Origin of the sequence: Bacillus cereus group sp. MYBK14-1 (assembly GCF_051916885.1) — a bacterium.
In the GTDB taxonomy this organism is placed as follows: domain Bacteria; phylum Bacillota; class Bacilli; order Bacillales; family Bacillaceae_G; genus Bacillus_A; species Bacillus_A cereus.
In genome coordinates, this window is record NZ_JBQAHM010000001.1 from 303,759 (window position 1) to 330,371 (window position 26,613).

The window sequence follows — 26,613 nt, forward strand, 5'->3', positions numbered from 1 at the left end:
ATTCAGGAGGTTACTATATGAAGCATCGTAATATGAGTTCCATCACAGCGAAAACGAAAACACAAAAACTCCAATTCTCTAATAATGATGCGTGGAAATATGAATCATACTATAAGTATCAGCCATTATTCTCTTATAAAAAGCTTTTACATTTTCTTTCTCAACTTTTTAGACGTTAATATATGCGCAAAAAATGTATCATTCACAGAAGTTTTCTCAATATTAAACGTATAGACTTACTACAATTCAGTTGTTACCATATATAATAATCTGTTGGATAAATCCCTTAAGTTGACCTGCTTATATTAGCAGGTCTTTTTCATGATTACATACTTCTGTGTACCTCGATCTCACTTCCAAGTCTTTTCTCCATTTTATAACCATATTTAACTCCCAACAATTCATGATTATCATGAATTGTTGGGAGTTAAATTGTTCACATATAATTATGCAATTCTTCTTTCTCAATACACAAAAGACATTTTACTTGTTACTATAAAAGTACTCCAGATGAGTTTTTTGCTCATCGACATTATCTAGTTATTGGGGCCTGCCGCGGGAAGCAGGTCCCTTTGACTGTATGAAGGTCCTAATTTCATTTGGACACATTTACCAGGGTTTTTCAAAAGAATTTTATGATAACATTACGTAGTCGAGTCCGACATCTCGGCAATACCCTTTTGAGGGTCTGCAACTTCCCTTGCAGACCCTCTTTTACTTTATATTCAATTTATTCATATATACCACAACATCATTCATTGAATTTCTCCATTTCAAATTCCCTAAAAATAATCTAGGACACGTAACTAAAAATAAATCTTCATCATACTTTGAGTTATACATGTTCAAAGGAGTGTTACTATTTATGTATTCTTATTGGCAATCGTATTACTCCCCCTACCATAACCCTTATGTAAACTATGATTTATCCGTACGGAACTACCGAATTAGTAAAAATGAGAATTTTTTAAAAGGGTATATGCGTTCTTTATGGGAACAACACGTCGCTTGGACGAGATTGGCTATTATAAGTATAGTCTTTAATTTACCAGATGTTAACGTTACTGTTGGACGACTTCTACAAAACGCAACACATATGGGACTATCACTTGAACCATTTTACGGTGAGGATGCAGTGAAAAAATATAGTGCATTAATTAAAGATCACTTAGTAATTGCAGCGGATCTTGTTAAAGCCGCAAAAGCTGGTAATCAAAATGCAGCGGCCGCTATAGAGAAAAAATGGTACGCTAATGGTGATGAAATTATTGAATTTCTTAACAGTATCAACCCATATATAGATAAAGAAGAATTTAGAAAAATGTTTTATGAACATTTAGCACTAACGAAAGCAGAAGCACTTGCCTTCCTAAATAAAGATTATGAAGCAGGAGTAAAACTTTACGATAAAATTGAAAAAGAAGCATTAGAAATGGCCGACATGATAACAAACGCAATCGTAAAACAATTCCCGCAAGTATTTCAATAAAGTGAAACTTTAATCAGAGTAGATATTACTACTAAGTAATACTTGATAAAAATAAGTCGGTTTCCAAACATAAATCGGCTTATTTAGTTTTCTCTCCATGATATTTCACCTCTCCTCTTTACATTTAGCTTATATCGATATATTTTATTAATATCCGTTTTTTATAGGAGGAAATAGTTTGATTAACGCGATTGGTCTCGTTTTTATACTTACAAATAAACACGAGAAAAAAAAGAAAGTTTACTTAAATGAAAAATTTGCACTAATAGATATTATTGATTCTAAAGAAGTATTTGATGATGAAGGGAATCCTTTAGTAGAACTAACATGTAAATACAGTATATATTTAGATGAAAAATATTACTGTAAATCTCTTGATGATTATACCGGACAAGTATTTCCTTTCTTAAGTGCAAAAATAGGAAAAGGTCTTCTAAGAAACTTAAACTACTACTTTTCTTACGTTGATGCCTATGATAAGAAACCACCAGTTAAAGAAATAAGACCACTTATGAAACAAGTAACGAACAGATAGCCAAAAATACAAAAAAAAGAAAGCATCTAACTCTGGATGTTTTCTTTTTTATTGAAAACTCATTAACTTTCATCCTCTTCTAAAAGTATGTATCCAAGCATATTTTAAATTAAAAACATTGGAGGATTAGAGTGAATGAAATACTCAGAAACAATTATAAGCAAACGACTTCGAATACTTAAAATGACGGGTATGTTTTTCATGCTAGTGTTAATAGCATGGATTGGCTATACAAAATTACTTTATGAAAACGGCTTTCTTCAAGAAAAAAAGAATTCAGTAGAAGTAATGAACACTAGCATTACAGGAGAAATAGAGCAGCTTTTTCATATAAACTTGCAAGGTTATCGAAAAACAAGCCTTGATGCTGTTATAGAAGCAAGCAAAACCGATCCAAGTGAACTATCCCTAATTGAACTGGTCAACAAATCCTGCTCGCGAGATTGCATAGGCGAACCAGTAACATATGTAAACTCAAACAATGGATATATCTTTTATAAGGAATCTAATGGAACTAATGTAGCTATAACGGTTAAAAAGAAAGACACATGGGTAATTGTAAAGAAATCTGTTCAAGATGGAATATAATCACCCAAAAAAAGAGTACGTATCTGGTCATCTCCCTGTCAAGTAGACAGTAATAAAAAGAGTATTATGCCACGGCCTTTTCCCGATATTCTATCGGGGAAAGGCCGTGAAGTTTTTCTTGGAACCTTTCTGTATTATAGAATTGAATATATTCTTGAATTGCTTGATAAGCCATTTCATATGTTTTTGGGCGCACTAAATACAACTTCTCTGTTTTTAAATGTGAGAAGAATGATTCAATACATGCATTATCAAAACAGTTCCCACGTCTAGAATGACTACCGACAAATCCTAATCTTTCTAACTGCTTTGCGTAAGATTTTGATGTATATTGAAACCCTTGATCTGAATGTAAAAGGGGCTTAATGGATAAGGATTTCCCCTCTAATTGTTGTAATGTAGTTAAAACCAAATCTAAATCATTTCTTCGAGATAGCTTCCAAGCGACAATTTCATTGTTATATAGGTCTAACACGGCTGACAAATAAGCAAACTGATCTCCAATTCGTACATAAGTAATATCCGTTACATATTTTTGATTTTGTTTGTCCGCTTGAAACTCTCGGTTCAAATGATTTTTAAATATCACCGATGTTTTCCTTCCGTAAAATGGACGTTTTTTTCGGATGATAGATTGGATACCTAATTCTCTCATGAGACGGCGAACACGTTTATGATTCATTACCATTCCTTCTCGAGCTAAAGCACGAGTCATACGTTTATACCCATAGTAAGGGTGCTGACGATGAATAGATAAAATATGTTCTTTATGCCACATATCCCTTTTCTGACGTAAACGCTGCACGTTATGATATTTCCGCCATTTATAGTAGCCAGCCTTAGAAACTTCCGCGATTTGAAGCAACTATCGGAGTGGATAGGCTTGGCGTAATGAATCGATAAGAGAAAATCGTTCTTTCTTTAGGACCATTCCTTCCCGTGTAGATTTGGATTGCGCTTTTTTAAATACTCAACCTGTGCCTTCAAATAAGCATTTTCTTCTTCTAGACTATTAAAATTCTTTCGATTCCAGACACCACGTTGATCATCAAAGGACTCCCCCTGTTGCGCACGTTTTACCCACTCAATAATCTGGGCATCGCTCTTCACACCGAGTTGTTCACGAATTTCTCGCAATGATTTTCTCTCTTCTAATCGAAGACGAACTGCTTCTCGCTTTAGTTCTTCTGTATATTTTTGAAATGATTGTCCTTTTCTTGCCATAAAAAAATCCCCTCCAGATAAAACAGTATTGAGTCCATCATATCAGATGGACTCTTTTTTTACTGTCTACCTATAGGGGATAATACCAATCGTACTCTTTTTTATTATTAAAACCCTTCCTCTTCATGAATACAATGGCATTTCGGTTTTGTTTTACAATGACATTTTTCACACTCACATTTCGGTTTCTCTTTGCAACAACATTCGTGAAAATCATTGCGTTTACATCTACATCTCCCAAACATTAAATTATCCCAAAATGTATTACAATTTCGGGAATGCCCACAATGACAAGTATTCCCCATGAATCTGCTTCCTCCTTAATAGAATTCATCATATTCTATGTTTAAAAGTATACAAAGGCTTGTTTATTAGTCTATTTTCTCCATATTATAAGTAGAGTTAAAAGATTACATAAAAATAAAAAACCGTCACATGACGGCTTTTTATTTAGCAAACTACTCTTTTGTATAAAAATATTTAATTCCTTTCGTATCTAACCAAGCAGTTGCTTTGTCCAGTTCGTTCCCTTGACGATAATCTGTTTCGAAATACACAAGCCCTTGGTTATCTCCACGAGATATTATTTTAGAAGTATATCCAAGCTTATCCATCATTTGAATCATGTCAGGAACTAAATTTACACCAAATTCATAAGTAACTACTTTGTTATATTTATTCACTATAATTCCAACCCCTTCTTGTTTTTTTATCGGCTCAACAATTTGATTTGTAAACCAAGCTAACGGCTTATTTCCAATCAGCTTATTTAAATCACACTTGCCGATACCAGCCACATTGCCTGTTTCTGTGTATTGCCAAATATCACATGGATATGCCGGTTTGTTACCACCATAACGAGGAATCCATACAAAATCAGAATTGACATTTGCCATTCCAAATGGAGCATACATATGATGAGCAATATATAAACCAGCCTTCTTAGCTCCTAATCTGCGTAATTCATCAATAAAAGCTTGTGTACCTGCTCTCATATCGTTCATTGTTCTTACTTCTACGTCAGCTACCCAAACTGTTGCATTTTTATCACCACGGTTCCAAAAGTCTCTTGCTTCTATCCGTGCATCCTCTACTGAAACGAAACGACAGAACGCATAATTACCAAACGGAATATTTCTTGCTTTCATTGCTTGTACATAATTTTTATATAAAGGATCTACATAATTTGAACCATCTTGCACACGTGCAATTACAAAATCTAATTGTGGTGCTGCGATATCCCAGTTAATGTCGCCATTCCATTTCGAAATATCTACAATATAACCCATTATTTAACATCTCCTTTTTCATTATTATATTCAAAGCTTGTTTTTTTGCTATTATCAACTAATAAATAGTATGAGAGGTAGTATATTATTGGGTAATAATTTAAAATTCGGCTTATGTATTGAGAAAACAAAATATTATTACAGGTTTAACAAGTAAAGATTTACAAAGCTCTAAACTATATAAAGTGAAACTATAATTAGTAGGAGGCTACGAGCAGTGAAATTCCCACTTAATTTCTTAGCTTCATCCGAATTTTGAGATAAGAATTTTACTGCCCACAAATAGCTAGATAAACAAAACCACCTTTCTGACAGGTGGTTTTGTTTACTAATTTACATATACATTGTCCATATTTTTATAGTTACATAATTATTAGTTACTTAATATACTTGTTAACTAAATATAAGACAATTTTTAGTTTTTAATCAAACTAATTTTCATTTTATCTCACGTACTCATAGTACCATTTTCGTGCATCTAACCAAGCTGTAAATTTATCGATATTTCCAGACGGATAGCCATTCGTTATAGCATAACCAATGCCATCTTTCTGAACGACAATTTGTCCATCAATACCCGCATCTACCATAGCTTGAGCCAAAGCTTGTAAATTACTAAATGCTACACCACCAGTTTTTACTTTGAGCAAATCCGCTGCACCTCCTCCAGTTTGTCCTGTAAGAGCAAATACAACAGAATTAGCGATTTTATCAACATTCCATTTTGCCATATCAGATTCATTGTCAATAAATCCTAATTCTATAAGAATAGCAGGTGCTTTCGTCCCATTTAATACCGCTAAATCTGTACGCTGTTTCGCACCTCGATCACGCCATCCAATATCTTTTGCTAGTTGAGCTGAGATTTTAGCCGCCAAATCTTTCTGATCATAATACAAAACCTCAACACCCTGTCCATTTCCATCACTTGCATTAAGATGAAAAGAAATAACTAAATCCACAGCATGGGAATTGCTATTCCGAATGATATTATTTAAATTTTGTGATTGAGTTGCCCCTACCTCGTCCGTATCGTCATAAACCGTGTGTCCTAGGGATCTTAACTTAGCCGCCACAGCATCTTTAACTTGCCTATCTAAAACGTGTTCTTTCCGATTCCCAAAATTAGCACCTTGAACAATACTATTGTGTCCTCCATGCAAACTATATCTGGCCATTATTTATCAACATCTCCTTTCTTAATATCCTATTCAAAACTTGTCTTATTGCTATTCCCACTTACAATTTTAACTGTACCCATATGTCCTACATTTTCTAGAAGTGAAGCAATTTGTTTTCGATATAAAAAAGCTATCGCTTCATAAATCGAATGATTTATTCTCTAAATTACTTTTACATGAATGACGACACGAACAAAAAAAGCATCACCCTTTCGGCGATGCCTAAAAACTCTATTTTACTTTTCAGCTCCCTAAATAAATAGAGTTTAAAATCACTGAAACTACACCTATATTTCCTCCCCTTCCTTCACCGCTTCTTTCAACCTCTGCAACATATATCCAATCCCTTTACACCCCTCTAGCGGATATGTAATCATTTCTTCTGGATATAACTTTGTCACTACTTTTTTATGCTTCTTCCCTGCTAGTAAGACGATTTCGTCAAACTGTAATAAACTTTTATCTACCATCTGTTTTTGTAATTGCTCTATATTTATTACCTCATCGCTTTTTGAATCAAATGCAAGATCATAGTTTTCTAATACAATATCATTTGGTCTTAAAAATCCATGTTTCGCCGATAATATAACCCAGTTTTCGAAAAACATAGTTGCGTACGCCTGACATGCTTTTCCGAACGGACTAATATACACATCTTTTGCTTCCATCGGTCCGTAGTCTGAATGTTTATCCCAAATTTTCTTTTTTCCACATGGAATTATACATATCCTTTTCATATATATTTCTACTCCCTTTACTTTGGTAAATAAAATTCGTTATTTTGTACATTTTTCTCTCAAAATACTATATAATAATTCTGAAAAGTTTAAATTACACATTTTACCATATATGTACTATGGATCACTCTCATTGCAAATATTATAATACCATAAAAATTTTTGCATTTTTTTCTTCAAATTTTTATAATTAAATTGAAATATTATGATTTATAAATTAAATTAGGAAGGAGGTCCATAAAAATGAAAAATATTATCCCTGCACTATTAGTCTATTTTATTGTTTGCGTTATTTCCGTTATCATCCCAGCATCTGAAGGCTATAATTATGTCGGCTGGAAGTTATTTGTTGGGCAAGTGTATGCGATACCTATTTTCTTCATTACTGCTATAATTACATTTTATATAAACAAGAAAAAATCTTACGAATAAACGATTATAAGGATAGCTAACGCTATCCTTATTTTAATTCGTTAATCAAATTTAGAATGACCCTTGCAGTACTTTATATCCTTTCTTCTAAAAAGTCAAACGCAACTTCTGTATTTCAGCGTTTAAACGTAGCTCCTCCGAGAGCCAGCTCTCTAATTCTGAAACCGACGTAATATTTCGTTCTAAAAGTGACTGTAATTTACTCTCCAAATCATTAAACATACACAATCCTCCCGTTTTTAATTTTCTGTTTTTTAGAGATAAAAAAGGACAAGTAGCCAATCTGACTACTTGTCCTTACTGTTCATCTGTACGCAATACGATTAAGCTTGGAATGCTTCTGTTAATACTGGTACGATTTGTTTTTTACGAGATACAACACCTTTTAAAGTAGCTGTGTTGTTTTCTAGTGATACGTTGTATGCTTTCTCAACAACGTTTGCTGCTTTACCAATCGCAAGACCGACAGAATCATTAGTTAAGATATCAGTTACAACGAATAAGAATAGGTCTAAACCTTTTTCTTCTACTACTGCAGAGATTACTTTTTCAAGTTCCGCTTGGTGTACAAGAACGTCGTTTGTATCAACAGCGTTTACTTGTGCGATTTCAACTTTCGCATTACCCATTTGGAATTCTTTAGCGTCAAGAGAGATTAATTGCTCCATTGTTTTTCCGCTTAAGTCAGCACCAGCTTTTAACATTTCTAAGCCGTAGTTATCTGCATCTACACCAGCGATTTGCGCTAATTCACGAGCAGCTGCTACGTCTTGTTCTGTGCAAGTTGGAGATTTGAATAGTAAAGAATCTGAAATGATTGCAGATAACATTAAACCTGCAACTTCTTTACGAATTGTTACGCCATTTTCTTTGTACATTTTGTTTAAGATTGTAGCTGTACAGCCAACTGGCTCACAACGATAGTATATAGGATCGCTTGTTTCAAAGTTAGCAATACGGTGATGGTCAATAACTTCTAACACACGAACTGATTCGATATCGTTAGCACTTTGTTGACGCTCGTTATGGTCAACTAAAATAACGTTGTCCACTTCGCTTGCTACTGTCTCAACAAAACGCGGTCCTGCTACTTTAAAATAGTCTAACGCAAATTGAGTTTCACCGCTGATTTCGCCTAAACGTACAGGCTCAGCATTCATTCCTAATTCTTTTTTCAATTCTGCATAAGCAATTGCAGAACAAATTGCATCTGTATCTGGGTTTTTATGCCCGAAAACTAGTACTTTTTCCATGTTTTCCACCTCTTCATGAAAAGGATATCTTAAAGAAGCAAATATGACAATATTTAAAGCATATTTTTTTATAAATAATTGCACTTTCTTCTATATTTTTCATCATTTTCATAAAAAAAATCATCTAAAATGAATTAGATGATCGAAATGTATGTTTCAATTAAAATAGTGTAGGAGCTTGCACTACATTGTTAAAAGCGAAATTTGAGGATAAGCCATTATTCAAAAGGTTTACATCTATAACTTGATAAAACGCATTTCCAGTGTCTGCAATTTCCCAAACAGCTAAAATAAGATGGTATCCACTACGGTCAGTTGGTACATTTGCTTCGTGCGTTACTGTTGTCCCTGGTCTAGCTCCACCGTCATTTTTCACATAGAATGGCACTAAATCTAAATCTGATCGCGTTAAAGGTTTATTTGGATTCCAACCTTTTTTCGTAATATAATATTTCCACTCTTTTGTACTATGAGGAGCCGTTAGTTTCCACTTGAATGTATTCGTCCCGCCATTTAACGTAACTTTCTTCCACCTATCTACAGTTTGAACATCTAAAGCGGGAAAATGACCAGCCCCTGCAATTTGTCCATCAGAAGGTCCTAGTTGCGGAAATCCACCTATCCCTTCTACGCTTTGTGGTTCATATTGAATCGGTCCACAATTTACATTTACCCCTTGCTTACATAAATAAGATCGGCTCGCTGGTGATTCTACATATCCATGAGCTGAAGCCTTTTCTGAAAATCCAAATGTTAATAATCCCGTAAGTAATACTCCACCACTTAAAATAACTTTCTTCATCTTTTGTAAACTATTCTTTTTCATACTTTCATCCCCTTCCGATAATAAAGCGAAAATAACTATAGTTGGCTAGTCATCTTCTCTACATTTATTATAAGACGAGAATCATTACTAAAAGAACCCTCTAAAAACTTTCTCAAATTCATTTAGTGCGTTAATTAGATTATAATTAACTATTTTAACACCGCCAGAAAAATATAGACGGTGTTAAAAATAGTCGTTTATTATTCACTTACTAATAATTAAGCACTCTCCCCGTTTGATTATACCTTAAATGTTTTTATAATAAATAATCGTAGCATCTAACTTACCATTCGGAGAAATTGCATACCCTGGTATTGTTCCAACTTCTTGGTAGTCTAGTGATTTGTACAGTTTATTGGAAGGATCTCCTTCTCTAGTATCTAATACTAAAAGAGACCTGTTTTCTTGCTTTGCTCGTTCCTCTGCTTTTTGCATAAGCGATCGCCCAATACCGTTACGTCTAAAGTTTGGATGAGTCATTAATTTGCAAATCTCGGCTCTATGAATTCCGTTAGGCTTAGTAACTAATTGTAATTGAATACTCCCTGCTACTTCGTTGTTTATTTTAGCCACATACAATATCACTTCTGGCGCTAATACTGTTTGCCAATACTTTGTTGCGTCTTTTTGTTCCAGTGGAGGCAAAAAACCAATTGATGCCCCATCATTTACAACCATTTTCAAAAGTTTCGAAAGTTCTTCCATATCATTTTCTAGTTGCTTTATTTCTTCAATTACTAAATTTCGCATTACTTTTCCCCCTTTTGTTTCATTGTAACAATTTTTAAAGAAGGAATAATGAAATAATAAGATGAATTTATAGAAAGATATGACTTTTTGTGAAAGGATAACGATATGAAATATATATTAGATAGAACGTACGCAAAAGAATTACTCGAATGGGCATATGAAAAAAAACCGGGCCCTTGGTTTGAACATTCACTACATGTTGCTCATGCAACTGAAAACATAATTATAGAACTTATTAAAAATGGGTATAACCTAGATGCTGACATAGCATATAACGCTGCCCTTTTGCATGATATCGGAAGATACAAAGGTTTTACCAAATCGGTCATTCATTCCTATGATGGTTATATGTATATGAATGATTTAGGGTATACAGGAAACGCTGTTATTTGTGTGACACACTCATTCCCATGCAAAAATGAACATATAGATATCGCAGCGGAATGGAGTCTCGTTCCTGACCATATGAGAAGCCGGTTAGTTGAAATATTAAATGAACATTGTAACTACGACTTATACAATAAAGTAATTACTCTTTGTGACGCTCTTGCTGATGCGGGTGGCTTTACTACGCTGGAAAGAAGATTAATTTCTGTTGGTTTGCGTCATGGTACAACATCTCATACATCTTTACATTGGAAAGGGTTTTATGCGATTAAGAAAGAATTAGAAGCTTTAATCGGTAAGAGTATATACACAGTTCTTCCTGATGTAGAAAAATCTATTTATGAAGATATAGAATATTGAATTGAATTGAATACAAATTTAATTTCAAATAAAAAAACGTTTTAAACATAAAGTTTAAAACGTTTTTTTATTCAATGCTTTTGATTTTTCAGTTCTGTTAAACACTCTTGCACTAAAGTTACCGCTTGACTCATCGCAGCTCCGCCAGCAAATGCTGCTGAAACACCACATGCTTCCAGAATCTCTTTATCTGAACATCCTTGATCAAGACAACCTTTTGTATGATAAATTGTACAATACTCATCTTGCGTTGCTAAACTAATTCCTAATGCAATAAGTTGCTTTTCTCTTTTTGTTAAAGCACCCTCTTGAAAACAAGCTTGCGTGAACGCATTATATGTCTCAGCGATTTCAGGAATTTGATTTGTAAAACTACCTATACCTTCTTTATAATGATGTAGAATATCATTTATCGAACTATGTTGCTCATGTTCCATCTTATTCCCTCCAGTCATATTATCCATACCTATTGTAGTATGTGATGAAATGGAGGCAATATACCTTCTTTTAAATTAAGAATTTTCAGTTAATTTAAGTTATAATTTTAAATTATCATCTACAATAACTTTTTCTCTAGAACTTTTTCTTTCAACCTCTTTACTTCTTTCTTCCCAAAATGTTAATCCTTCAATCCCTATATTTTTAGGATTAAATACTGGATCTTTCCCTTCTTTTTTCTGCGTTTCATAATCTTTTAACACTTTTAATGCGGTTTTACTTAAAAGTAAGATTGCGATTAAGTTTAACCATGCCATACTACCAATTCCTAAATCTCCAAGATTCCATAAAAGCGACGCTGATTCAACACTACCGATGTAAACCATAATTAAAAATCCAAATTTTAAAACTGGTTTTAACCAGCCATACTTCAATTGACGATCTAAATAAGTAAGTGTCGTTTCAGCGATATAGTAATAAGCGAGTAACGTTGTAAATGCAAAAAAGAAAATCGCAATTGAAATAAATATTGGACCAAACCCTGTTATCACAGTTTCAACTGCTTGTTGTGTATAAATTGGACCAGCTTCCACATTTCCTATATTTTGTACAATAGCGGTTTTCCCTTCAGGTATAACATTATACATACCTGTTATTAAAATCATAAGAGCTGTCGCTGTACATACGACAATTGTATCGATATATACGGAAAACGCTTGAACTAATCCTTGTTTTGCAGGATGCGATACTTCAGCAGCCGCCGAACTATACGTCGCTTCTCCGACACCAGCAACGTTTGAAAATACAGCACGTTTTACGCCCCATGCAATAGCTGCACCAACAATTCCACCAAACATTTCATTTACACCAAATGCACTAGAGAAAATTAAAGCAAACATACTTGGAATCTCCGTTACATTCGCAATTAATATGATACATGTAACAATTACATAACCAATTGCCATAAATGGCACAAGCATTTGAGAAACGCCAGCAATTCTCTTTACACCACCAAAAATAATTGCTGCTAGTAACACGACTAAAAATATACCAGTTATATATTTGCTAATACCATTAGAGTTTTCGAATCCAACTGCGATACTACTAGATTGAATACCTGGTAATAACACGCCATATGAAAGTGTTACAACTACCGCTACAATGACTGCAAACCATTTCATTTTTAAACCTTTCTCAATGAAATATGGAGTACCGCCGCGATATTCATTCCCTACTTTACTTTTGTATACTTGAGATAATGTTGATTCTACAAACGCGCTCGCTGCCCCTAACAAAGCCATTACCCACATCCAAAATACAGCTCCAGGCCCGCCGAAAGCAATCGCTGTCGCTACCCCTGCAATATTACCAATTCCAACTCTTCCTGATAAGGCTAAACAAAATGCCTGAAAAGATGATATTCCCGTCTCGGAACTCTTTCCTTCAAATAATAGTTTAATCATCTCTTTAAAATAACGAATTTGCAAAAAACGTGTTGCAATCGTGAAATATACGCCTGCCCCTAATGCAAAAACAACTAAACCGATACTCCACACTTGCCCTACTAACCATTCTACTAAATTCTCCATCCAAATCCCCCTTATCATTCTTCGGAAAAGCAATTTTGTATATAAAAAAACGGACAACTATTATCAAACTTTCTAGTTGTCCGCATCTTTCATTATTTCATCCCTCAATTTTTGTCAGTAAAACACCCTATTACTTTATATTTACCCAAACACTTTTCACTTCTGTATAATTATCAAGCGCATATGAACCTAATTCGCGGCCAATACCAGATTGTTTGTATCCACCAAATGGTGCAGCTGCATTTTCTAAGTTATAATCATTAATCCACACTGTTCCTGCTTTTAATTTATTTGCCACTTGATGACCCGTTTTGATATTTTGCGTCCATACACCCGCAGCAAGGCCATAGGATGAGTTGTTCGCTCGTTCAATTACTTCTTCTGTCGAATCAAATGGAAGTACAACAACAACTGGTCCAAATATTTCTTCCTTAACGATTGTCATATCGTCTGTAACATCTGTGAATACAGTTGGTTTAACGAAATAACCTTTTTCAAGCGCACGTTCGCCACCAGCCGCAACTGTAGCACCTTCTTTCTTCCCTTGCTCAATGTAATGTAACACACGCTCTTGTTGTTTCTTAGATACGAGTGGACCCATTTCCGTTCCTTTCTCCATACCTGCTCCAAGTTTTACGTTGTTCGCCATTTTCATAAGTGCATCTACTACAGTTTCATAATGTTTACGATGAACAAATACACGTGATCCTGCGCTACAATTTTGACCGTGATTATACATAATACCTTGGAATGCACCATTAATTGCTTCTTCCAAGTCCGCATCTTCTAAAATGATATTTGGTGATTTTCCGCCAAGCTCTAACGTTACATGCTTAATCATTTCTGCAGACTGACGCATAATATACTTTCCTGTAACAGTAGATCCTGTAAAAGCAACTTTATCAATGTCATGATGATTTACAATTGCCGCTCCTGCATCAGGACCAAAGCCTGGTACAAAGTTTACAACGCCGTTTGGAAATCCAGCCTCTTTAAAGAGTTTTGCTGTATATAGTAAAGATAAAGGCGTTTGCTCTGCTGGCTTTAATACGATCGTACAACCTGTCGCCAGTGCAGCTCCCATTTTCCAAGAAGACATAACGAGCGGAAAATTCCACGGAATAATCTGACCTACAACACCTACAGGTTCATGTCTCGTGTAATTTAAGTAATCTTTTGAAATTGGGATTGTTTGCCCAATAATTTTTGTAGCCCATCCTGCGTAATAACGATAATTTTCTACAGTTGCTGAAATATCATCATCAAGTGCTACTTGATATGGCTTTCCATTATCTAAAGCTTCTAGTTGCGCTAATTCTTCTCTATGTTCTTCAATTAAATCTGCTAATTTATAAATAAGATGCGCTCTTTCAGCAGTAGTCATTTCTGCCCACGGACCGGATTCAAATGCAGATCTTGCCGCTTTTACTGCAGCATCAATATCCTCTTCTTGCGCTTCACATACGACAGCTAGAACATCTTCTGTAGCTGGATTATACGTTTCAAACGTCTTTCCCCCAATAGCAGCAACAAATTCGCCATTAATAAACATTTTAATTTCTTCATTTAAAAACGCTTCCACTTTTGGTTTCAGCTCAATATTTGTCTTTAACATTATGTTCTCCTCCTTATTTAAACAGCTACATGAGCTGCAATATTTGATAAAATCGTTTGAAGCTTTTGATCCTCGTCAACAGTTAATCCTAGTCTTGGATAGCGAGAAGGTCCTCCCGCTTGCCCATGTAATTCCATGGAACGTTTAACGATTTGAACATATTTCCCTGATCCTTCAAGAAACTCGCAAAGTGGTAAAATAGCATCGTTTATTTCCCACGCCTTTTCTAATTCACCATTTTGAAAATGCTCATACATTTTTGTAACGAGACCGGGAACGATATTTCCTGCTACTGAAACCCATCCCGAAGCACCAACTAAATATGATTCCATAACTAAATCTTCAGAACCACAGAAGACTTGGAAAGCCCCTTCACTTTGTCTTACTAAATCTCTCGCTTTTCGAATATCTCCGCTAGATTCTTTAATATGTGTAACATTTTCACACTCTTTTCCAATACGGAGCATTAGCTTTGTACTCATATCAACACCAGAAGTAAATGGGTTATTGTATAGCATAATTGGTATATTTACAGAATTTGAGATTTCTTTAAAATGAAAATAAATCTCCTCTTCCTTCGGTTTACAATAGTAAGAGTTTATAATTAATGCACAATCCGCTCCGTGCGCTTCTGCATGTTTCGTATATTCAATTGTTTCTTTCGTCGTCTCTGCTGCAGTTCCAACAATGACTGGAATACGGCCATCAATTTCTTTCAACACGGTTTCTACCATTTTAAATCGTTCTTCTTTTGATAAACTTACAAACTCTCCTGTACTTCCATTAATGATGACACCTGCAACCTTTTGTTCGATAAAGTAATTTACATTTTGTTTTACCCCATCCCAATTAATTTCCTGAAATTCATCCATCGGTGTTATTAATACTGGACATGCCCCTTTAATTTTTTGCATATTTATCTCTCCTTATCACATTTTATTTTAATAAGAAACCTGCCGGAAATGGATCCGTAGGGTCTAATAGAAACGTCTGCATTCCTGTAATAAATCCTCTACTTTCAAAACGGAAAATGTATCCTAGTTCCTCCTTCTTCACTTTTTCCACAGTTATAAAACTATTAAATATACTTTCATTTTTAAAAGGTTTATCCGCCATATAATCATTTTTAAATAACGCATGAACATAGGAAACGATAGTAGAAACAAAACCTGGCGAACGTACGATAAAGTTATCTTCATGAAATGTAATCGACTTTATATGGTTCTTTTCTTTTTGCGAAGGATCTACTAAAATAAGCCTTTTTATTAGCGACTGTTTTTGTATAGCCTGCAGTGTAGCTTCTCCCCATCTTTTCAATTCTGAAATGTTTTCAACACGAATTTCTGGCGAATACGCACCTTTTTCTACAACTGCATATACTTTATCTGCTTGTATGAGAGAATAACTTACATTACCAACCTGTAAATTTTCCTCAATCAAATAGCATAGTTTGCTTTCAAACGAAACCGATATAACTTCATCATTCTCTACATACGCATGAACTAAAAATATTCCAGATAACGTTTCAATTTTGTATTGATTGGACTCTCTCTTTTTTAAATACCCACTTTCGAGTAACATCGTTATTACTGCAACAATGCCTCCATAATGAAGCGGAATCGAACCTTCATGATTAAAAAATAATACAGCTGCATCCACTTCATTATGGATAGATGGAACGACAATACACCCATTCAAACCGATAAAACCACGTGGTTCATTTAATAAAAGCTTCATCTCTTCTGCTAATTCACCTGAAAATTGTTCATTTAATTGCTCCAAACTGTAGTAGTATTTGCATGGTACGTCTTTCATTACACGAAATGCCTCGCCATTTACATGTACGTCTACTGCTGTATACATTTTTTGAATGTTCATTTTATATCCTCCGTTTCATGTTCCATCGGCGGAATTAGCAAAAATCCTTCTTTAAGTGGATCCATTTCATTGTAAAAAAATCTATGCATACCCATAAGCCAAGCTGATCCCGTAATTTTCGTTATGACAGCTTCAATATTTTCAACATGTGTCGTATTCATGACATATCCTTTAAATAAAGAACCAACGATACTCTCATGAATGAACTCTTCACCAATTTCGATTTCTTTCTGAGCGTATAATACAGCTAGCTTCGCAGATGTTCCTGTACCGCATGGAGATCGATCTATTCCGCCTGGTGGTACAACAACTGTATTTTTCACATGCGCACATTCATGAGTAGGATCTGTATAAAATTCAACATGTGTTAATCCTCTTATAAACGAATACTCTGGATGAGTGATTTCAAACTTCTCATTAATTGTGTTTCTTATATGAATCGCCTTATCGATGATTGTAGATGCATTTTCTGGTACTAATTCTAGATCTACTGATTTCGCATCAATAATGGCATAAAAATTCCCTCCATACGCAATATCAGCTTCTATAGTTCCAATGTCTTTCACTTGTACAGTAATATTTTTTAATAAAAAAGCTGGTATGTTACAGAAAGATACTTCTTTTGCTTTTCCATCTTGAACAGCAATATCTACTTCAACTAAGCCAGCCGGTGTATCTAGTTTTAAAGAAGTAATCGGTTCAACTACCGGAATTAAACCTGATTCAACTAACGCTGTACATACACCGATTGTATCGTGACCACACATCGGTAAATATCCACCTGTCTCTATGTATATAACACCTATATCAGCCTCAGGATGACACGGGTCTGTTAATAATGCCCCTGACATTACATCATGACCACGCGGTTCATTCATTAACAATTTTCGAATCCAATCATACTCCTTTTTCATATGTAACATCTTCTCTGCCATCGTCTCTCCAATCAACTTTGGAAGTCCACTAATTAATGTCCTCGTTGGATTCCCACCCGTATGTGTATCAATTGTCGTAAAGACTCTTTGTGACTTCATCCGTTTAACACCCTTTCTGTAAAACGACTCAAACGAAGTGGTTCAATAGGAATAATTGTCTCTTTTTCATTTAATAACTCTTCAATTACTTTCCCAGTAACTGCTGCAAGACTAATTCCATCCCCTTCATGCCCAGCGGCAATGAAATAATTTGGAATATGTTCCACTCGTGAAATAATCGGTAAATGATCTTCTGTCCACGGACGTAAACCAGCGTAAGAACGAATTACCATCATATCTGCCATTTTCGGATAAAAGCGAATCGCTCTATTTGCAATACATTTAATGGCTTCATTGTTTATTCTCGTATGAAACCCTACAAATTCACGGCTACTTCCAATTAAGAAATTTTGACTTTCAGTAGGCTCAAATACGAGCGCAACCCCGTATTTTTCAGTTAAAGCATCTACTTTTCGTTTTCCGCCAAATTTAGAAATTAAATAACCGAATTCCATTACTTTACGGCATCCTACGTGTTGTTGCCTTGAAGCTACAATAATATGCCCTTTTCTCGGTTCAATTGGTATATTTATATTTAACATCTGACCAATCTTAGGAGCCCACACACCCGCTGCATTTACAACTTGTTGTGCTGTAAAAGTTCCATTCGTAGTTTCTACAACAAATGAACCATTCGTATCTATGTTTATACTCTTTACTTCGGTCTGTTTAAAAGCTTTTGCGCCAAACTTTTGTGCCTCTGACAGAAGCGAGAATGCAAGGAGATATGGATTCACAGTTGAATCCGTCGCACATTCTAAACCGCCTAATAAATCATCAGCAAAAAAAGGCGACTCTTCTCTTATATCTTGCCTATCAAGCATTCGAAACGGTAATCCAGCTTCTTTTTGCCGATTTACCCATTGCTGCGCAGCTTCCATCTCTTCGTCTGACTCACATACAAGAATACTTCCTGGTGCCCTATATTCAAATGAATGCTCTAATTCTTCACTTAAATCAGTTACTAATTTTTGACTTACTAAAGACATTTGACTATCAAACCCTGGGTCTTTATCAATGGCCAAAATATTCCCATCACACCGTGAAGACGTCCCGCTGACAAATTCTCCTTTTTCAATGATTGTTACGTCTCTTCCGTATTTTGAAGTGTAATAAGCGATAGAACACCCTATTATTCCACCACCTATAATTAAAACGTCGCAGTGCCTCACACTATACTCCTCCTTTCCCTAAACCTCTCACTTTCTTTTATGCAATTGACGTGCCAATTCTGTACATATACAATTTTTATAAACAATATTTTTATTTGTAAAAATATTTTAAATTTATAGTAAATAGGTGTATTATTTTTTTATCACTGTCAAAATTTTTATACATAACAGGAGGACATTATGGCATTTTCATTTCCGACTATACAAGAATTTTTGGAAAGCGCTTTAATCAATCATACATGTAGCCTTGATCGCATTAAGAAAATAAACGAAAGGTTTTATTATCTCCCTTCTACTACAGAAGAATATAATTGCGCAATTATTTATGTAGATGACTCATTCACTGCATTAATTGACGCTTTTTCTTATGAATTAGCTGTTATCATCCTTAACGAAAACGATGAGCCGCTATGCTGTATAACTTCTCAGCAAATGATTCCATTTCTTTATAAGTCCTACAATGAACTACAGTCATTTTATGACACTGTAATACAAACAACTGACTCTTCTATTACAGTCATTGATAGTAAAGAATACGTTCGAACTTGGACAGATGGCGCTGAAAAAATATTTTCAGTCAACCATAATGAGATTATTGGGCAACCGATTACTCGTTTTTTTGATTATAAAGACTTGGAAATTTTACAATCTTTACATGATGGAAAAAGCATAGTCGCTCAGTTCCATCAGCCTCGTCCCGATTTATTCGTATTAATTAATTCAAATCCAGTTTATTGTAATGATGAAATTATAGGAGCAGTCGTTTCAGAAACAGATGTTACAAATCAAGTCGCTTTAAATGAAAAACTATTCAATATGTCACATGAAATGCACCGTTTAGAACAAGAAGTGGCAAAGTATAAAGATGAATCCGATCCATTCCTTGCGATGAATGGGAAAAGTCCTGTTATACAAAGAACGATACAATTAGCTAGAAAAGTTTGTTCGGTAAAATCAACTGTTTTAATACTTGGGGAAAGCGGAGTTGGAAAAGAAGTATTTGCGAAAGCAATTCATGAAGCAAGTGAGGCAGCGAAGGCGCCTTTCATTTCGATTAACTGCGGGGCAATTCCAGAAGCGTTATTTGAAAGTGAATTATTCGGTTACGAGCGTGGGGCGTTTTCTGGAGCAAATAGTAAAGGAAAAAAAGGGAAAATTGAACTCGCGCAAGGCGGTACTTTATTTCTTGATGAAATAGGTGAAATGCCACTTGATATGCAAGTAAAACTGTTACGTGTACTGCAAGAGCGAAAGTATTACCGAGTTGGTGGTGAAAAAGAAATTAATATTGATTTCCGCATTATCGCTGCTACAAATCGTGATTTACAAGAAGAAATGAGAAAAGGAACTTTCCGAGAAGATTTATATTACCGCTTAAATGTAGTTAGCTTGCATATTCCACCGCTGCGCGAAAGACGCGAGGATATTATTGAATTAACTTATTCTTTCTTAAATGATTTTTCAATCAACTATAACCGACCAATTCGTGACCTACCTTCAAGCATTATGCATGAACTGCTTCATTACAATTGGCCAGGTAATATTCGCGAACTTCGAAACGTTGTTGAACGGCTTGTGGTATTCGCAACAGACGGAATTATAAAACAAGAATATCTACCATTTCATACGACTGAAACTTTAGACAACCATACATCTCATTCCCTATTACTCAGCAACAATAATACAATCCTTTCTTTACAAGAAGAGATGGATGAGCATGAGAAAAAAGTTATTGAAAGGGCTTTACGAATTTTAAATGGGAATAAATTAGAATGCGCAAAACAACTTGGCGTAACAAGGGCTACTTTATATAACCGTTTAAAGAAACTTGGACTTCAATAAAGAATCATTATGCACCAATCAGGCGTTTACAGGTAGCCATCTCCTCTCTATATTGGCATGATTTTTGCATATATAATTTGTGAAAATCGAACTAGAGGAGGAATACACATGACAAATAAAAACAACTTAATCGTTTGTCGTTGTGAAGAGGTTACATATGGACAACTTCAATCGACAATTGCTGAATATAACTGCTCGGCAAGAGAATTAAAACTAAGAACACGTGCTGGCATGGGATTTTGCGGTGGGCGCACATGCAGAATAATGATAGATCGAATGATTGAAAATGCGAATCCTGACGTAACTCTTAATGAACTACCGTTAAAATATCAACCACCAATACGTGCAGTTACTTTTGGATCAGTAGGTGAAAGTAAATGAGTAGAATTACACATCACCCTATTTTAGGTACTTTACAAAGTAGTGAGCGTATTACCTTTCAATTTAACGGTCATCAATACGAAGCATATGAACATGAAACGATAGCTGCTGCCCTGTTAGCAAATGGAATACGGACATTAAGAGTTCATGAAGATAGCGGAACACCGCGAGGTATTTATTGTAATATCGGGCACTGTTCCGAATGCCGCGTGACAGTAAATAATCAAACAAATGTACGCGCATGCTTAACTGTTGTAGAAGAAAACATGGTTGTTGAAAGCGGGAAACAGCATCCGAATATCGTGAGAGAGATGGTGAAAAAGCGATGAGTGATGTAATTATTATAGGTGCAGGGCCAGCGGGATTATCTGCTTCTATCTCTTGTGCTCGTTTCGGACTAAAAGTGCTCGTTATTGATGAATTTATGAAGCCGGGCGGGAGATTGTTAGGACAGTTGCATCAAGAGCCTACTGGAGAATGGTGGAACGGAATAGAAGAATCGAAGCGACTTCATGAAGAAGCAGAATCACTTTCAGTACATATCAGGTGCGGTGTTTCGGTCTATAATTTAGATAGAGATGAAAACAATTGGTTTGTACATACTAATATCGGTACATTAGAAGCACCTTTCGTACTACTTGCTACTGGAGCTGCGGAATATTCTATTCCCCTTCCTGGCTGGACACTTCCAGGAGTGATGTCAATTGGAGCAGCTCAAGTTATGACAAATGTTCATCGCGTGCAAGTTGGAAAAAAAGGAATTATTATTGGTGCTAACATTTTGTCTTTCGCCATTTTAAGTGAATTGCAATTAGCGGGAATTACAGTGGATCATATTGTACTCCCTGAGAAAAGCGAGTTAAGTCAAAAAGCTGGTGAACCTGAAGAAGTTTTAAACTCTCTTTTAAATGCAGCTCACCTCGCTCCTTCTGCTTTCTTGCGAATAGGTAGCCACTTTATGAAATTTGATTGGATTCGAAAAGCTGGATTAACATTCTATCCAAACAACGGAATGAAAATAAACGGAACGCCACTTCACCTTCGGAAAGCAGCTCTTGAAATTATCGGAACAGATCAAGTTGAAGGTGTACGTATTGCTAATATTGACTCTAAAGGAAATGTTATTAATGGAACAGAGAAAATATATGAAGCAGATTTTGTATGTATTGCCGGGGGATTATACCCACTTGCCGAACTTGCAGCTGTAGCCGGTTGTCCCTTCCATTACATTTCAGAATTAGGCGGACACGTTCCTCTCCATTCCGAAACAATGGAAACTCCTCTTCCTGGTTTATTTGTAGCTGGCAATATTACAGGCATTGAAAGCGGAAAAATTGCGATGGCGCAAGGAACAGTTGCAGGTCTATCTATCGCAAAATATGCAAGTAAAAAACGTGATATAGTCGACCAACAATTATCTCACGCCATGCAAAACGTTCACTTTGTTCGTCAGAAAGCTGCAATTCAGTTTAATCCGATGGTAGATATCGGTAGACGAAAAATGAATGAAATTTGGCGTGATTATTCTTCTACATATGCACATACTAAAAAGAGCTCCTGAGATTATTCTCAACAGCTCTTTTCTCTACTCATCTGAGTTATTAAATTTCGCTAATGCGTAAATTCCTTCTTCATCATCTAATTCAAGTTGCAATCTCGCTACGAATGGATTGACATTATATTCTCTGTCAAGCAATAAGCGTAAAGCTTCGATTAAGTTTGCTTGAATTAAAATTTGCTGGCGACCATTTACCTCTACTTCCGCAGAGAAACCGTAGTCATCATCATACATAAGTTCAACTAATACTTCTTCTGGACCCACTTGTCTTTTTTCAGCGATATATATACAAAGCGCATTTATAAGCTCTTGTTCAGAAATTTTTATTGTTTCCATGCTACTTCATCTGCCTTCTTCTTACGTTGGTCTTTGAAGTATTTAAATGCACGAACTGCTAACATTACGATACCAGCCATTACTAACATATTTACCATAAACGCTAATACAGAACCAAGAGCTCCCATATTTGCAAATAAGCTACCCATTAGTAAACCACCAAGACCACCTAGTAATAAACCTTTCATAAAGCTTCCTTTATTACTTTTTGGTGCTGTATTTGTTGCTTTCGTTTTTGAATCTGGAGTCGTTTTTTGAGAATTTACATTTGAGTCTTTTTTGTTTAAATCAACTTTTGACTTTTGACCTGAACTTGGTGTAAATGATTTTTTACCAGATTTGTAACTTTTCGCTGCCGCATGATCTACGAACATAAAGCTGCTAGCCCCAAAGATAACCATGAATGCTGTCATTACTGCTACAAGTTTTTTCAACATATTATATCCATTCTCCTTTTATATAGATATATGTGAAATCTATCTTTCTAGTAAATTCAGAATGATAGATTTGTTTTTAAGAACATTTTAAAGGTTCTTATGAACTTATTATATGAACTTTTGTCGAAATATGCAAGTATTATTTACTTCCGACAGTTTGGTGACAAAGGAAAAATTAAGCAAAACAGAATTGACTTTAAATGAAACAAAACATATTATAAGTTCATAAGAACTTTTTATTATTTTGGAGGTGAAAAGATGGAAACATTTCATCTCACACGAAACGAAATGGCTACCCTTCTTCTATCACTAAGAGGATGGAATACGAAAAAGCCTCTCGGTATTTTACAAGAAGCTTGGGCAAAGTCACATAAAAAAGATATTGAAAGCGGACAAAGCGTTACAGCTTTTATTACTACCGCACTTTCACCTATTTTTGAAAAGCTGATTAAAATTGACGATACTGATGTCGGTTTTTCTTTAAATGAAATAGTTGCGCTTGGCAATCAGATTGAAAACACAAGTTTCTCTGTAACTGCTATGCAAAACTGGGTGAAACGAGATATAAAAGAAATGATTGGCTCTCCTCAAAAGGGGAAAAAATATTCAATTGAACAAGCAGCCTTACTATTTATTGTCGAAGATTTAAAAACAGCACTTGATTTTGAATCCATTCGTAAGCTATTACGCCTTATTGTAAATGACCCGGCCGATCGAAGTGATGATTTAATCAATCCTGTTCATTTATATGTAGCATACTCTTCTCTATTTGAAGAACTCAATCAAGGGAATTGCTTACAATTAAATGCAACAGATACCGTTCATACAATTGAAAACATCGTAAAAGAAAAAGCTGATAAAATCGCAAGCAAGTTCGATCAAATTAATAACGAACAACGCGAAGCAATTCGTAACGCTATTATTATTGCGACCCTTTCTGTACATACCGCATATGTACAAATGTTAGCAAAACGTTACGTAACAGCAACTTTATTTTTACAGAACTTAGATGTGAAGCCTTAAAAAACAAGCATCCCCCCGTCATATACGTAGTACAGGGGGATGCTTGTTTTCAATCAATATAAAATACAAAAATCATTTTACATCTAAGTTTCATTCTACAATAGCTCTTGATTATGTAAAAATCATGACTAACCTAACATTCAACAATGTTCATTTCTTTTTATTAAATTCCCATCAGATTTTCTCAATAAACTTAATTACTTCATCTTTATAATTATATTTGTCATTAATTTCTTGTAATAATTCAATATCATGCGTATGAGTTTTTCCTGTCTCTAACAGCTCACGATATAAATCAATATAAGGAAGATTTTTATTTATGGCATTTTTATATTCCTTTTCTACATCGTAAAAAACCTTTTTAAACCTCACATCAGTAATCCCTGCCTCATCAATTTCAAGAATTGCATACTGAGCACGTAAGTCAGAGTTTAGCTTATTCCACTTGTAAAAAGGTTGTCCAACTGTTCCTGGGTTAATAATTAATTGATCATTGCTACTATAGCGCAATAATTGATGGTGGGTATGAGCGTAAATCGCAATATCATAATCACGATCAAATAACCGATCAAACTGTCCCTGATTATTAGTGGGCCACAAATCTCCCCCGTAATTTTTATTTTGTAGATTATGACTAATACTGATTGATAAATCATTAACCTGTTTTGTTATATGTAATGGTAAATTTTTAACATGCTTAATATAGTTTTCATCCAAGTTTTCACATTGATACTGAACTAATCTAGAAACATAAATATCAGTTGCGTTATCAATATCAATATTTTTATTAAGAACGTCAAGAAAACTATCTTCCCAGTTTCCTTGTACATAAGTATCAACGTTAATACTTTCTAATATTTCAAATAAATCATTCGATCCAGGACCAGGCATAATTAAATCTCCTAAAAACCAATAATCAGTCACACCTTCTTTCATAGAATCTTCGATAACTGCTTTTAAAGCAGTTGCATTTCCATGTACATCTGCCAGTACAGCAATTTTATGTTTCATGTATTTTATTCCCTCCTCTAAATTTACGTTTCCATCTCATTCATTTTTTATTTTCGAACCAAATCAAATTGAATAGGCATATTCTTTTTTAGGCAATTTTACTATCTCTTGAATGAAATTTGATTTCTCTAAAATGTCCTCTAACTGCCCCTCACTATAGACGTAAATACCACCTACATATGAACTGTACGCCTTTTTCTCAGTTATTACTGCTAAGGTGCTATTTTCCTTTTTAAAATCACCCTCTAGTCCTTTTTCAAAAGATAAACTTTTGGCTTCTGAAAAATAAAGGTGAATTAACGTCGCTAATTGTACGTCCTCTGATTTTGCAAAGTACTTTATTTCATTTAAAATCATTTCATCTTGTAACGGAAGAAAGTCTTCTACTTCTAACTTCTCTCCTTTATGAAAGAAGTTTTGAAGTTCAGGAGTATAGAACGAAAGATTTTTCTCCTCTATCATTTTTAAAATTGTTTGCAGCAATATGTCTTTTCCTATCACAAACGGGTGGTCAAATCCATTATTGTAAAGCTCTTCTTTCATTTTCATTAATTGTTCGATGAAGGGGATTCCTGATTCTTCAATAACAAGTTTATCGTCAATTAAACGCATGTTAGCAATCAATTCTTCTATCTGTAAACCTTCTAATTCAAGCGATGAGTAATATAAATCTCTATTCCAAAAATCTAATTGATCCATTCCTAATGAATTAAATAAGAGCTCATCTATAATTGGAAAAACTCCATCTTCTGTTAAAGCTTTCGTTACATCATCTAATAATCTATGTGTTTGATTTAAAATCGTACGTATTTCTTCGTCCTCTTGAATGATTCGTACCGTCCACTCACCATGATCTTCACCCGATATTTGCTGAAAACAATGTGAATATGGCCCATGTCCAACATCGTGTAGAAGGGCTACAGTAGATACTAGCTTTCGTTCATATTTCGATAAATGTATGTCACCAATCTCAGTAAGATGTTCTATCACTTTATTTACTAGCACATATACACCTATCGAATGTTCTTCCCTCGTATGCATTGCGTTCTCATGTAAAAAATAAGTATGTCCTTGTTGTTTAATATTCGCCAACCTTTGAAATGCTTTTGTATCTATCAATCGAAGGATATCTCTATCACGAATAGAGATTGGTCCATAAATCGGATCTGTAATATACATACGTTCTCCTCCTATTTTTGTAAATGAAAGACCTATACCATTATACTTAATTTTCAGTCTATTATCATT

General features: G+C 34.8%; 28 protein-coding genes and 1 pseudogene. 11 read left to right on the top strand and 18 right to left on the bottom strand.

The annotated features are described in order from the left end of the window. The first annotated feature begins 17 nt into the window (after window positions 1–17). From ACTFR3_RS01565 to ACTFR3_RS01580, 4 genes are all read left to right on the top strand, one after another. Window positions 18–179, top strand: a complete 162-nt coding sequence (locus ACTFR3_RS01565) for a hypothetical protein (RefSeq protein WP_000682744.1) — start codon at window positions 18–20, stop codon at window positions 177–179. A gap of 686 nt (window positions 180–865) precedes the next feature. After that, window positions 866–1,489: a hypothetical protein gene (locus tag ACTFR3_RS01570; protein WP_000287728.1), complete on the top strand. Its 624-nt coding sequence runs from the start codon at window positions 866–868 to the stop codon at window positions 1,487–1,489. Window positions 1,490–1,667: 178 nt separating this feature from the next. After that, complete coding sequence (locus ACTFR3_RS01575; protein WP_000606231.1) at window positions 1,668–2,024, top strand: hypothetical protein; 357 nt, start codon at window positions 1,668–1,670, stop codon at window positions 2,022–2,024. Between the two features lie 135 nt (window positions 2,025–2,159). Then, on the top strand, window positions 2,160–2,612 hold the full coding sequence (locus tag ACTFR3_RS01580) for a hypothetical protein (protein WP_000877572.1): 453 nt from the start codon (window positions 2,160–2,162) through the stop codon (window positions 2,610–2,612). Window positions 2,613–2,676: 64 nt separating this feature from the next. Here ACTFR3_RS01580 and ACTFR3_RS01585 read toward each other — a convergent pair. The 4 genes and pseudogenes from ACTFR3_RS01585 to ACTFR3_RS01600 all read right to left on the bottom strand — a co-directional run bounded on the left by ACTFR3_RS01585 (window position 2,677) and on the right by ACTFR3_RS01600 (window position 7,043). Next, window positions 2,677–3,836 (bottom strand): annotated as a pseudogene (locus tag ACTFR3_RS01585) (IS3 family transposase). Window positions 3,837–4,294: 458 nt separating this feature from the next. Further along, window positions 4,295–5,125 carry a GH25 family lysozyme gene (locus ACTFR3_RS01590; RefSeq protein WP_063220353.1) on the bottom strand — a complete coding sequence of 277 codons (831 nt, stop codon included), beginning with the start codon at window positions 5,123–5,125 and terminating at the stop codon, window positions 4,295–4,297. 443 nt (window positions 5,126–5,568) lie between these two features. After that, a complete protein-coding gene (locus ACTFR3_RS01595) occupies window positions 5,569–6,303 on the bottom strand; it encodes an N-acetylmuramoyl-L-alanine amidase (protein ID WP_000135290.1) in 735 nt (244 codons plus the stop codon). Window positions 6,304–6,593: 290 nt separating this feature from the next. After that, entirely contained in the window at window positions 6,594–7,043 is a 450-nt protein-coding gene (locus ACTFR3_RS01600) for a DUF6884 domain-containing protein (protein ID WP_000820903.1), read from the bottom strand. A gap of 243 nt (window positions 7,044–7,286) precedes the next feature. Here ACTFR3_RS01600 and ACTFR3_RS01605 point away from each other — a divergent pair, with 243 nt between their 5' ends. Next, window positions 7,287–7,475, top strand: a complete 189-nt coding sequence (locus ACTFR3_RS01605) for a DUF4017 family protein (RefSeq protein ID WP_000789485.1) — start codon at window positions 7,287–7,289, stop codon at window positions 7,473–7,475. Window positions 7,476–7,798: 323 nt separating this feature from the next. On the opposite strand, the gene ppaC is transcribed toward ACTFR3_RS01605, so the two are convergent. The 3 genes from ppaC to ACTFR3_RS01620 all read right to left on the bottom strand — a co-directional run bounded on the left by ppaC (window position 7,799) and on the right by ACTFR3_RS01620 (window position 10,304). Beyond that, a complete protein-coding gene (gene ppaC / locus ACTFR3_RS01610; protein ID WP_440041277.1) occupies window positions 7,799–8,728 on the bottom strand; it encodes a manganese-dependent inorganic pyrophosphatase in 930 nt (309 codons plus the stop codon). Between the two features lie 160 nt (window positions 8,729–8,888). Then, window positions 8,889–9,554: a lytic polysaccharide monooxygenase gene (locus tag ACTFR3_RS01615; RefSeq protein ID WP_000742279.1), complete on the bottom strand. Its 666-nt coding sequence runs from the start codon at window positions 9,552–9,554 to the stop codon at window positions 8,889–8,891. Between the two features lie 246 nt (window positions 9,555–9,800). Further along, complete coding sequence (locus tag ACTFR3_RS01620) at window positions 9,801–10,304, bottom strand: GNAT family N-acetyltransferase (RefSeq protein WP_078385980.1); 504 nt, start codon at window positions 10,302–10,304, stop codon at window positions 9,801–9,803. A gap of 105 nt (window positions 10,305–10,409) precedes the next feature. Here ACTFR3_RS01620 and ACTFR3_RS01625 point away from each other — a divergent pair, with 105 nt between their 5' ends. Beyond that, a complete protein-coding gene (locus ACTFR3_RS01625; RefSeq protein ID WP_440044103.1) occupies window positions 10,410–11,051 on the top strand; it encodes an HD domain-containing protein in 642 nt (213 codons plus the stop codon). A 71-nt stretch (window positions 11,052–11,122) separates the two neighbouring features. On the opposite strand, the gene ACTFR3_RS01630 is transcribed toward ACTFR3_RS01625, so the two are convergent. The 7 genes from ACTFR3_RS01630 to ACTFR3_RS01660 form a co-directional block, all read right to left on the bottom strand. Beyond that, window positions 11,123–11,515 carry a carboxymuconolactone decarboxylase family protein gene (locus ACTFR3_RS01630; protein WP_001999958.1) on the bottom strand — a complete coding sequence of 131 codons (393 nt, stop codon included), beginning with the start codon at window positions 11,513–11,515 and terminating at the stop codon, window positions 11,123–11,125. Window positions 11,516–11,587: 72 nt separating this feature from the next. Beyond that, window positions 11,588–13,078 (bottom strand): alanine/glycine:cation symporter family protein, encoded by a 1,491-nt coding sequence (locus ACTFR3_RS01635; protein WP_135277835.1) that lies wholly within the window; start codon window positions 13,076–13,078, stop codon window positions 11,588–11,590. A 130-nt stretch (window positions 13,079–13,208) separates the two neighbouring features. After that, window positions 13,209–14,693 (bottom strand): aldehyde dehydrogenase family protein, encoded by a 1,485-nt coding sequence (locus ACTFR3_RS01640; RefSeq protein WP_440041275.1) that lies wholly within the window; start codon window positions 14,691–14,693, stop codon window positions 13,209–13,211. Between the two features lie 17 nt (window positions 14,694–14,710). Then, window positions 14,711–15,607, bottom strand: coding sequence for a 4-hydroxy-tetrahydrodipicolinate synthase (gene dapA, locus ACTFR3_RS01645; protein ID WP_440044104.1), 897 nt, complete (start codon window positions 15,605–15,607; stop codon window positions 14,711–14,713). A 22-nt stretch (window positions 15,608–15,629) separates the two neighbouring features. Beyond that, window positions 15,630–16,571 (bottom strand): proline racemase family protein, encoded by a 942-nt coding sequence (locus tag ACTFR3_RS01650; RefSeq protein WP_001025560.1) that lies wholly within the window; start codon window positions 16,569–16,571, stop codon window positions 15,630–15,632. Continuing rightward, window positions 16,568–17,605, bottom strand: coding sequence for a proline racemase family protein (locus ACTFR3_RS01655; protein WP_000842048.1), 1,038 nt, complete (start codon window positions 17,603–17,605; stop codon window positions 16,568–16,570). Before ACTFR3_RS01655 ends, ACTFR3_RS01650 begins: the two co-directional genes overlap by 4 nt. Beyond that, window positions 17,602–18,777 (bottom strand): NAD(P)/FAD-dependent oxidoreductase, encoded by a 1,176-nt coding sequence (locus ACTFR3_RS01660; RefSeq protein ID WP_440041273.1) that lies wholly within the window; start codon window positions 18,775–18,777, stop codon window positions 17,602–17,604. Before ACTFR3_RS01660 ends, ACTFR3_RS01655 begins: the two co-directional genes overlap by 4 nt. A 180-nt stretch (window positions 18,778–18,957) precedes the next feature. On the opposite strand from ACTFR3_RS01660, the gene ACTFR3_RS01665 reads away from it, so the two are divergent. From ACTFR3_RS01665 to ACTFR3_RS01680, 4 genes are all read left to right on the top strand, one after another. Then, a complete protein-coding gene (locus tag ACTFR3_RS01665) occupies window positions 18,958–20,619 on the top strand; it encodes a sigma-54 interaction domain-containing protein (RefSeq protein ID WP_440044105.1) in 1,662 nt (553 codons plus the stop codon). 108 nt (window positions 20,620–20,727) lie between these two features. Continuing rightward, entirely contained in the window at window positions 20,728–21,000 is a 273-nt protein-coding gene (locus ACTFR3_RS01670; protein ID WP_000182619.1) for a (2Fe-2S)-binding protein, read from the top strand. After that, window positions 20,997–21,329: a (2Fe-2S)-binding protein gene (locus tag ACTFR3_RS01675; protein ID WP_000087065.1), complete on the top strand. Its 333-nt coding sequence runs from the start codon at window positions 20,997–20,999 to the stop codon at window positions 21,327–21,329. Before ACTFR3_RS01670 ends, ACTFR3_RS01675 begins: the two co-directional genes overlap by 4 nt. Continuing rightward, window positions 21,326–22,561, top strand: coding sequence for an NAD(P)/FAD-dependent oxidoreductase (locus tag ACTFR3_RS01680; RefSeq protein WP_440041272.1), 1,236 nt, complete (start codon window positions 21,326–21,328; stop codon window positions 22,559–22,561). The genes ACTFR3_RS01675 and ACTFR3_RS01680 overlap by 4 nt, the downstream gene beginning before the upstream one ends. A 24-nt stretch (window positions 22,562–22,585) precedes the next feature. Here the strand turns inward: ACTFR3_RS01680 and ACTFR3_RS01685 are convergent, their stop codons facing one another. After that, window positions 22,586–22,894, bottom strand: coding sequence for a YxcD family protein (locus ACTFR3_RS01685; protein WP_017673256.1), 309 nt, complete (start codon window positions 22,892–22,894; stop codon window positions 22,586–22,588). Further along, window positions 22,882–23,331 carry a hypothetical protein gene (locus ACTFR3_RS01690; RefSeq protein ID WP_000914478.1) on the bottom strand — a complete coding sequence of 150 codons (450 nt, stop codon included), beginning with the start codon at window positions 23,329–23,331 and terminating at the stop codon, window positions 22,882–22,884. The genes ACTFR3_RS01685 and ACTFR3_RS01690 overlap by 13 nt, the downstream gene beginning before the upstream one ends. 258 nt (window positions 23,332–23,589) lie before the next feature. Here ACTFR3_RS01690 and ACTFR3_RS01695 point away from each other — a divergent pair, with 258 nt between their 5' ends. Continuing rightward, a complete protein-coding gene (locus tag ACTFR3_RS01695) occupies window positions 23,590–24,354 on the top strand; it encodes a DUF1836 domain-containing protein (RefSeq protein WP_000447231.1) in 765 nt (254 codons plus the stop codon). A gap of 174 nt (window positions 24,355–24,528) precedes the next feature. Here the strand turns inward: ACTFR3_RS01695 and ACTFR3_RS01700 are convergent, their stop codons facing one another. Beyond that, window positions 24,529–25,365 carry a metallophosphoesterase family protein gene (locus ACTFR3_RS01700; protein WP_000680868.1) on the bottom strand — a complete coding sequence of 279 codons (837 nt, stop codon included), beginning with the start codon at window positions 25,363–25,365 and terminating at the stop codon, window positions 24,529–24,531. A gap of 63 nt (window positions 25,366–25,428) precedes the next feature. Continuing rightward, entirely contained in the window at window positions 25,429–26,544 is a 1,116-nt protein-coding gene (locus tag ACTFR3_RS01705) for an HD domain-containing protein (protein ID WP_440044106.1), read from the bottom strand. Between the last annotated feature and the right edge of the window lie 69 nt (window positions 26,545–26,613).

Coding starts and splice junctions, on each gene's coding strand:
- dapA (WP_440044104.1), bottom strand. CDS start 15,607: ATGCAAAAAATTAAAGGGGCATGTCCAGTATTAATAACACCGATGGAT.
- ACTFR3_RS01695 (WP_000447231.1), top strand. CDS start 23,590: ATGGAAACATTTCATCTCACACGAAACGAAATGGCTACCCTTCTTCTA.
- ACTFR3_RS01580 (WP_000877572.1), top strand. CDS start 2,160: ATGAAATACTCAGAAACAATTATAAGCAAACGACTTCGAATACTTAAA.
- ACTFR3_RS01675 (WP_000087065.1), top strand. CDS start 20,997: ATGAGTAGAATTACACATCACCCTATTTTAGGTACTTTACAAAGTAGT.
- ppaC (WP_440041277.1), bottom strand. CDS start 8,728: ATGGAAAAAGTACTAGTTTTCGGGCATAAAAACCCAGATACAGATGCA.
- ACTFR3_RS01635 (WP_135277835.1), bottom strand. CDS start 13,078: ATGGAGAATTTAGTAGAATGGTTAGTAGGGCAAGTGTGGAGTATCGGT.
- ACTFR3_RS01690 (WP_000914478.1), bottom strand. CDS start 23,331: ATGTTGAAAAAACTTGTAGCAGTAATGACAGCATTCATGGTTATCTTT.
- ACTFR3_RS01615 (WP_000742279.1), bottom strand. CDS start 9,554: ATGAAAAAGAATAGTTTACAAAAGATGAAGAAAGTTATTTTAAGTGGT.
- ACTFR3_RS01600 (WP_000820903.1), bottom strand. CDS start 7,043: ATGAAAAGGATATGTATAATTCCATGTGGAAAAAAGAAAATTTGGGAT.
- ACTFR3_RS01605 (WP_000789485.1), top strand. CDS start 7,287: ATGAAAAATATTATCCCTGCACTATTAGTCTATTTTATTGTTTGCGTT.
- ACTFR3_RS01700 (WP_000680868.1), bottom strand. CDS start 25,365: ATGAAACATAAAATTGCTGTACTGGCAGATGTACATGGAAATGCAACT.
- ACTFR3_RS01650 (WP_001025560.1), bottom strand. CDS start 16,571: ATGAACATTCAAAAAATGTATACAGCAGTAGACGTACATGTAAATGGC.
- ACTFR3_RS01655 (WP_000842048.1), bottom strand. CDS start 17,605: ATGAAGTCACAAAGAGTCTTTACGACAATTGATACACATACGGGTGGG.
- ACTFR3_RS01630 (WP_001999958.1), bottom strand. CDS start 11,515: ATGGATAATATGACTGGAGGGAATAAGATGGAACATGAGCAACATAGT.
- ACTFR3_RS01590 (WP_063220353.1), bottom strand. CDS start 5,125: ATGGGTTATATTGTAGATATTTCGAAATGGAATGGCGACATTAACTGG.
- ACTFR3_RS01705 (WP_440044106.1), bottom strand. CDS start 26,544: ATGTATATTACAGATCCGATTTATGGACCAATCTCTATTCGTGATAGA.
- ACTFR3_RS01665 (WP_440044105.1), top strand. CDS start 18,958: ATGGCATTTTCATTTCCGACTATACAAGAATTTTTGGAAAGCGCTTTA.
- ACTFR3_RS01570 (WP_000287728.1), top strand. CDS start 866: ATGTATTCTTATTGGCAATCGTATTACTCCCCCTACCATAACCCTTAT.
- ACTFR3_RS01685 (WP_017673256.1), bottom strand. CDS start 22,894: ATGGAAACAATAAAAATTTCTGAACAAGAGCTTATAAATGCGCTTTGT.
- ACTFR3_RS01595 (WP_000135290.1), bottom strand. CDS start 6,303: ATGGCCAGATATAGTTTGCATGGAGGACACAATAGTATTGTTCAAGGT.
- ACTFR3_RS01680 (WP_440041272.1), top strand. CDS start 21,326: ATGAGTGATGTAATTATTATAGGTGCAGGGCCAGCGGGATTATCTGCT.
- ACTFR3_RS01640 (WP_440041275.1), bottom strand. CDS start 14,693: ATGTTAAAGACAAATATTGAGCTGAAACCAAAAGTGGAAGCGTTTTTA.
- ACTFR3_RS01625 (WP_440044103.1), top strand. CDS start 10,410: ATGAAATATATATTAGATAGAACGTACGCAAAAGAATTACTCGAATGG.
- ACTFR3_RS01670 (WP_000182619.1), top strand. CDS start 20,728: ATGACAAATAAAAACAACTTAATCGTTTGTCGTTGTGAAGAGGTTACA.
- ACTFR3_RS01565 (WP_000682744.1), top strand. CDS start 18: ATGAAGCATCGTAATATGAGTTCCATCACAGCGAAAACGAAAACACAA.
- ACTFR3_RS01620 (WP_078385980.1), bottom strand. CDS start 10,304: ATGCGAAATTTAGTAATTGAAGAAATAAAGCAACTAGAAAATGATATG.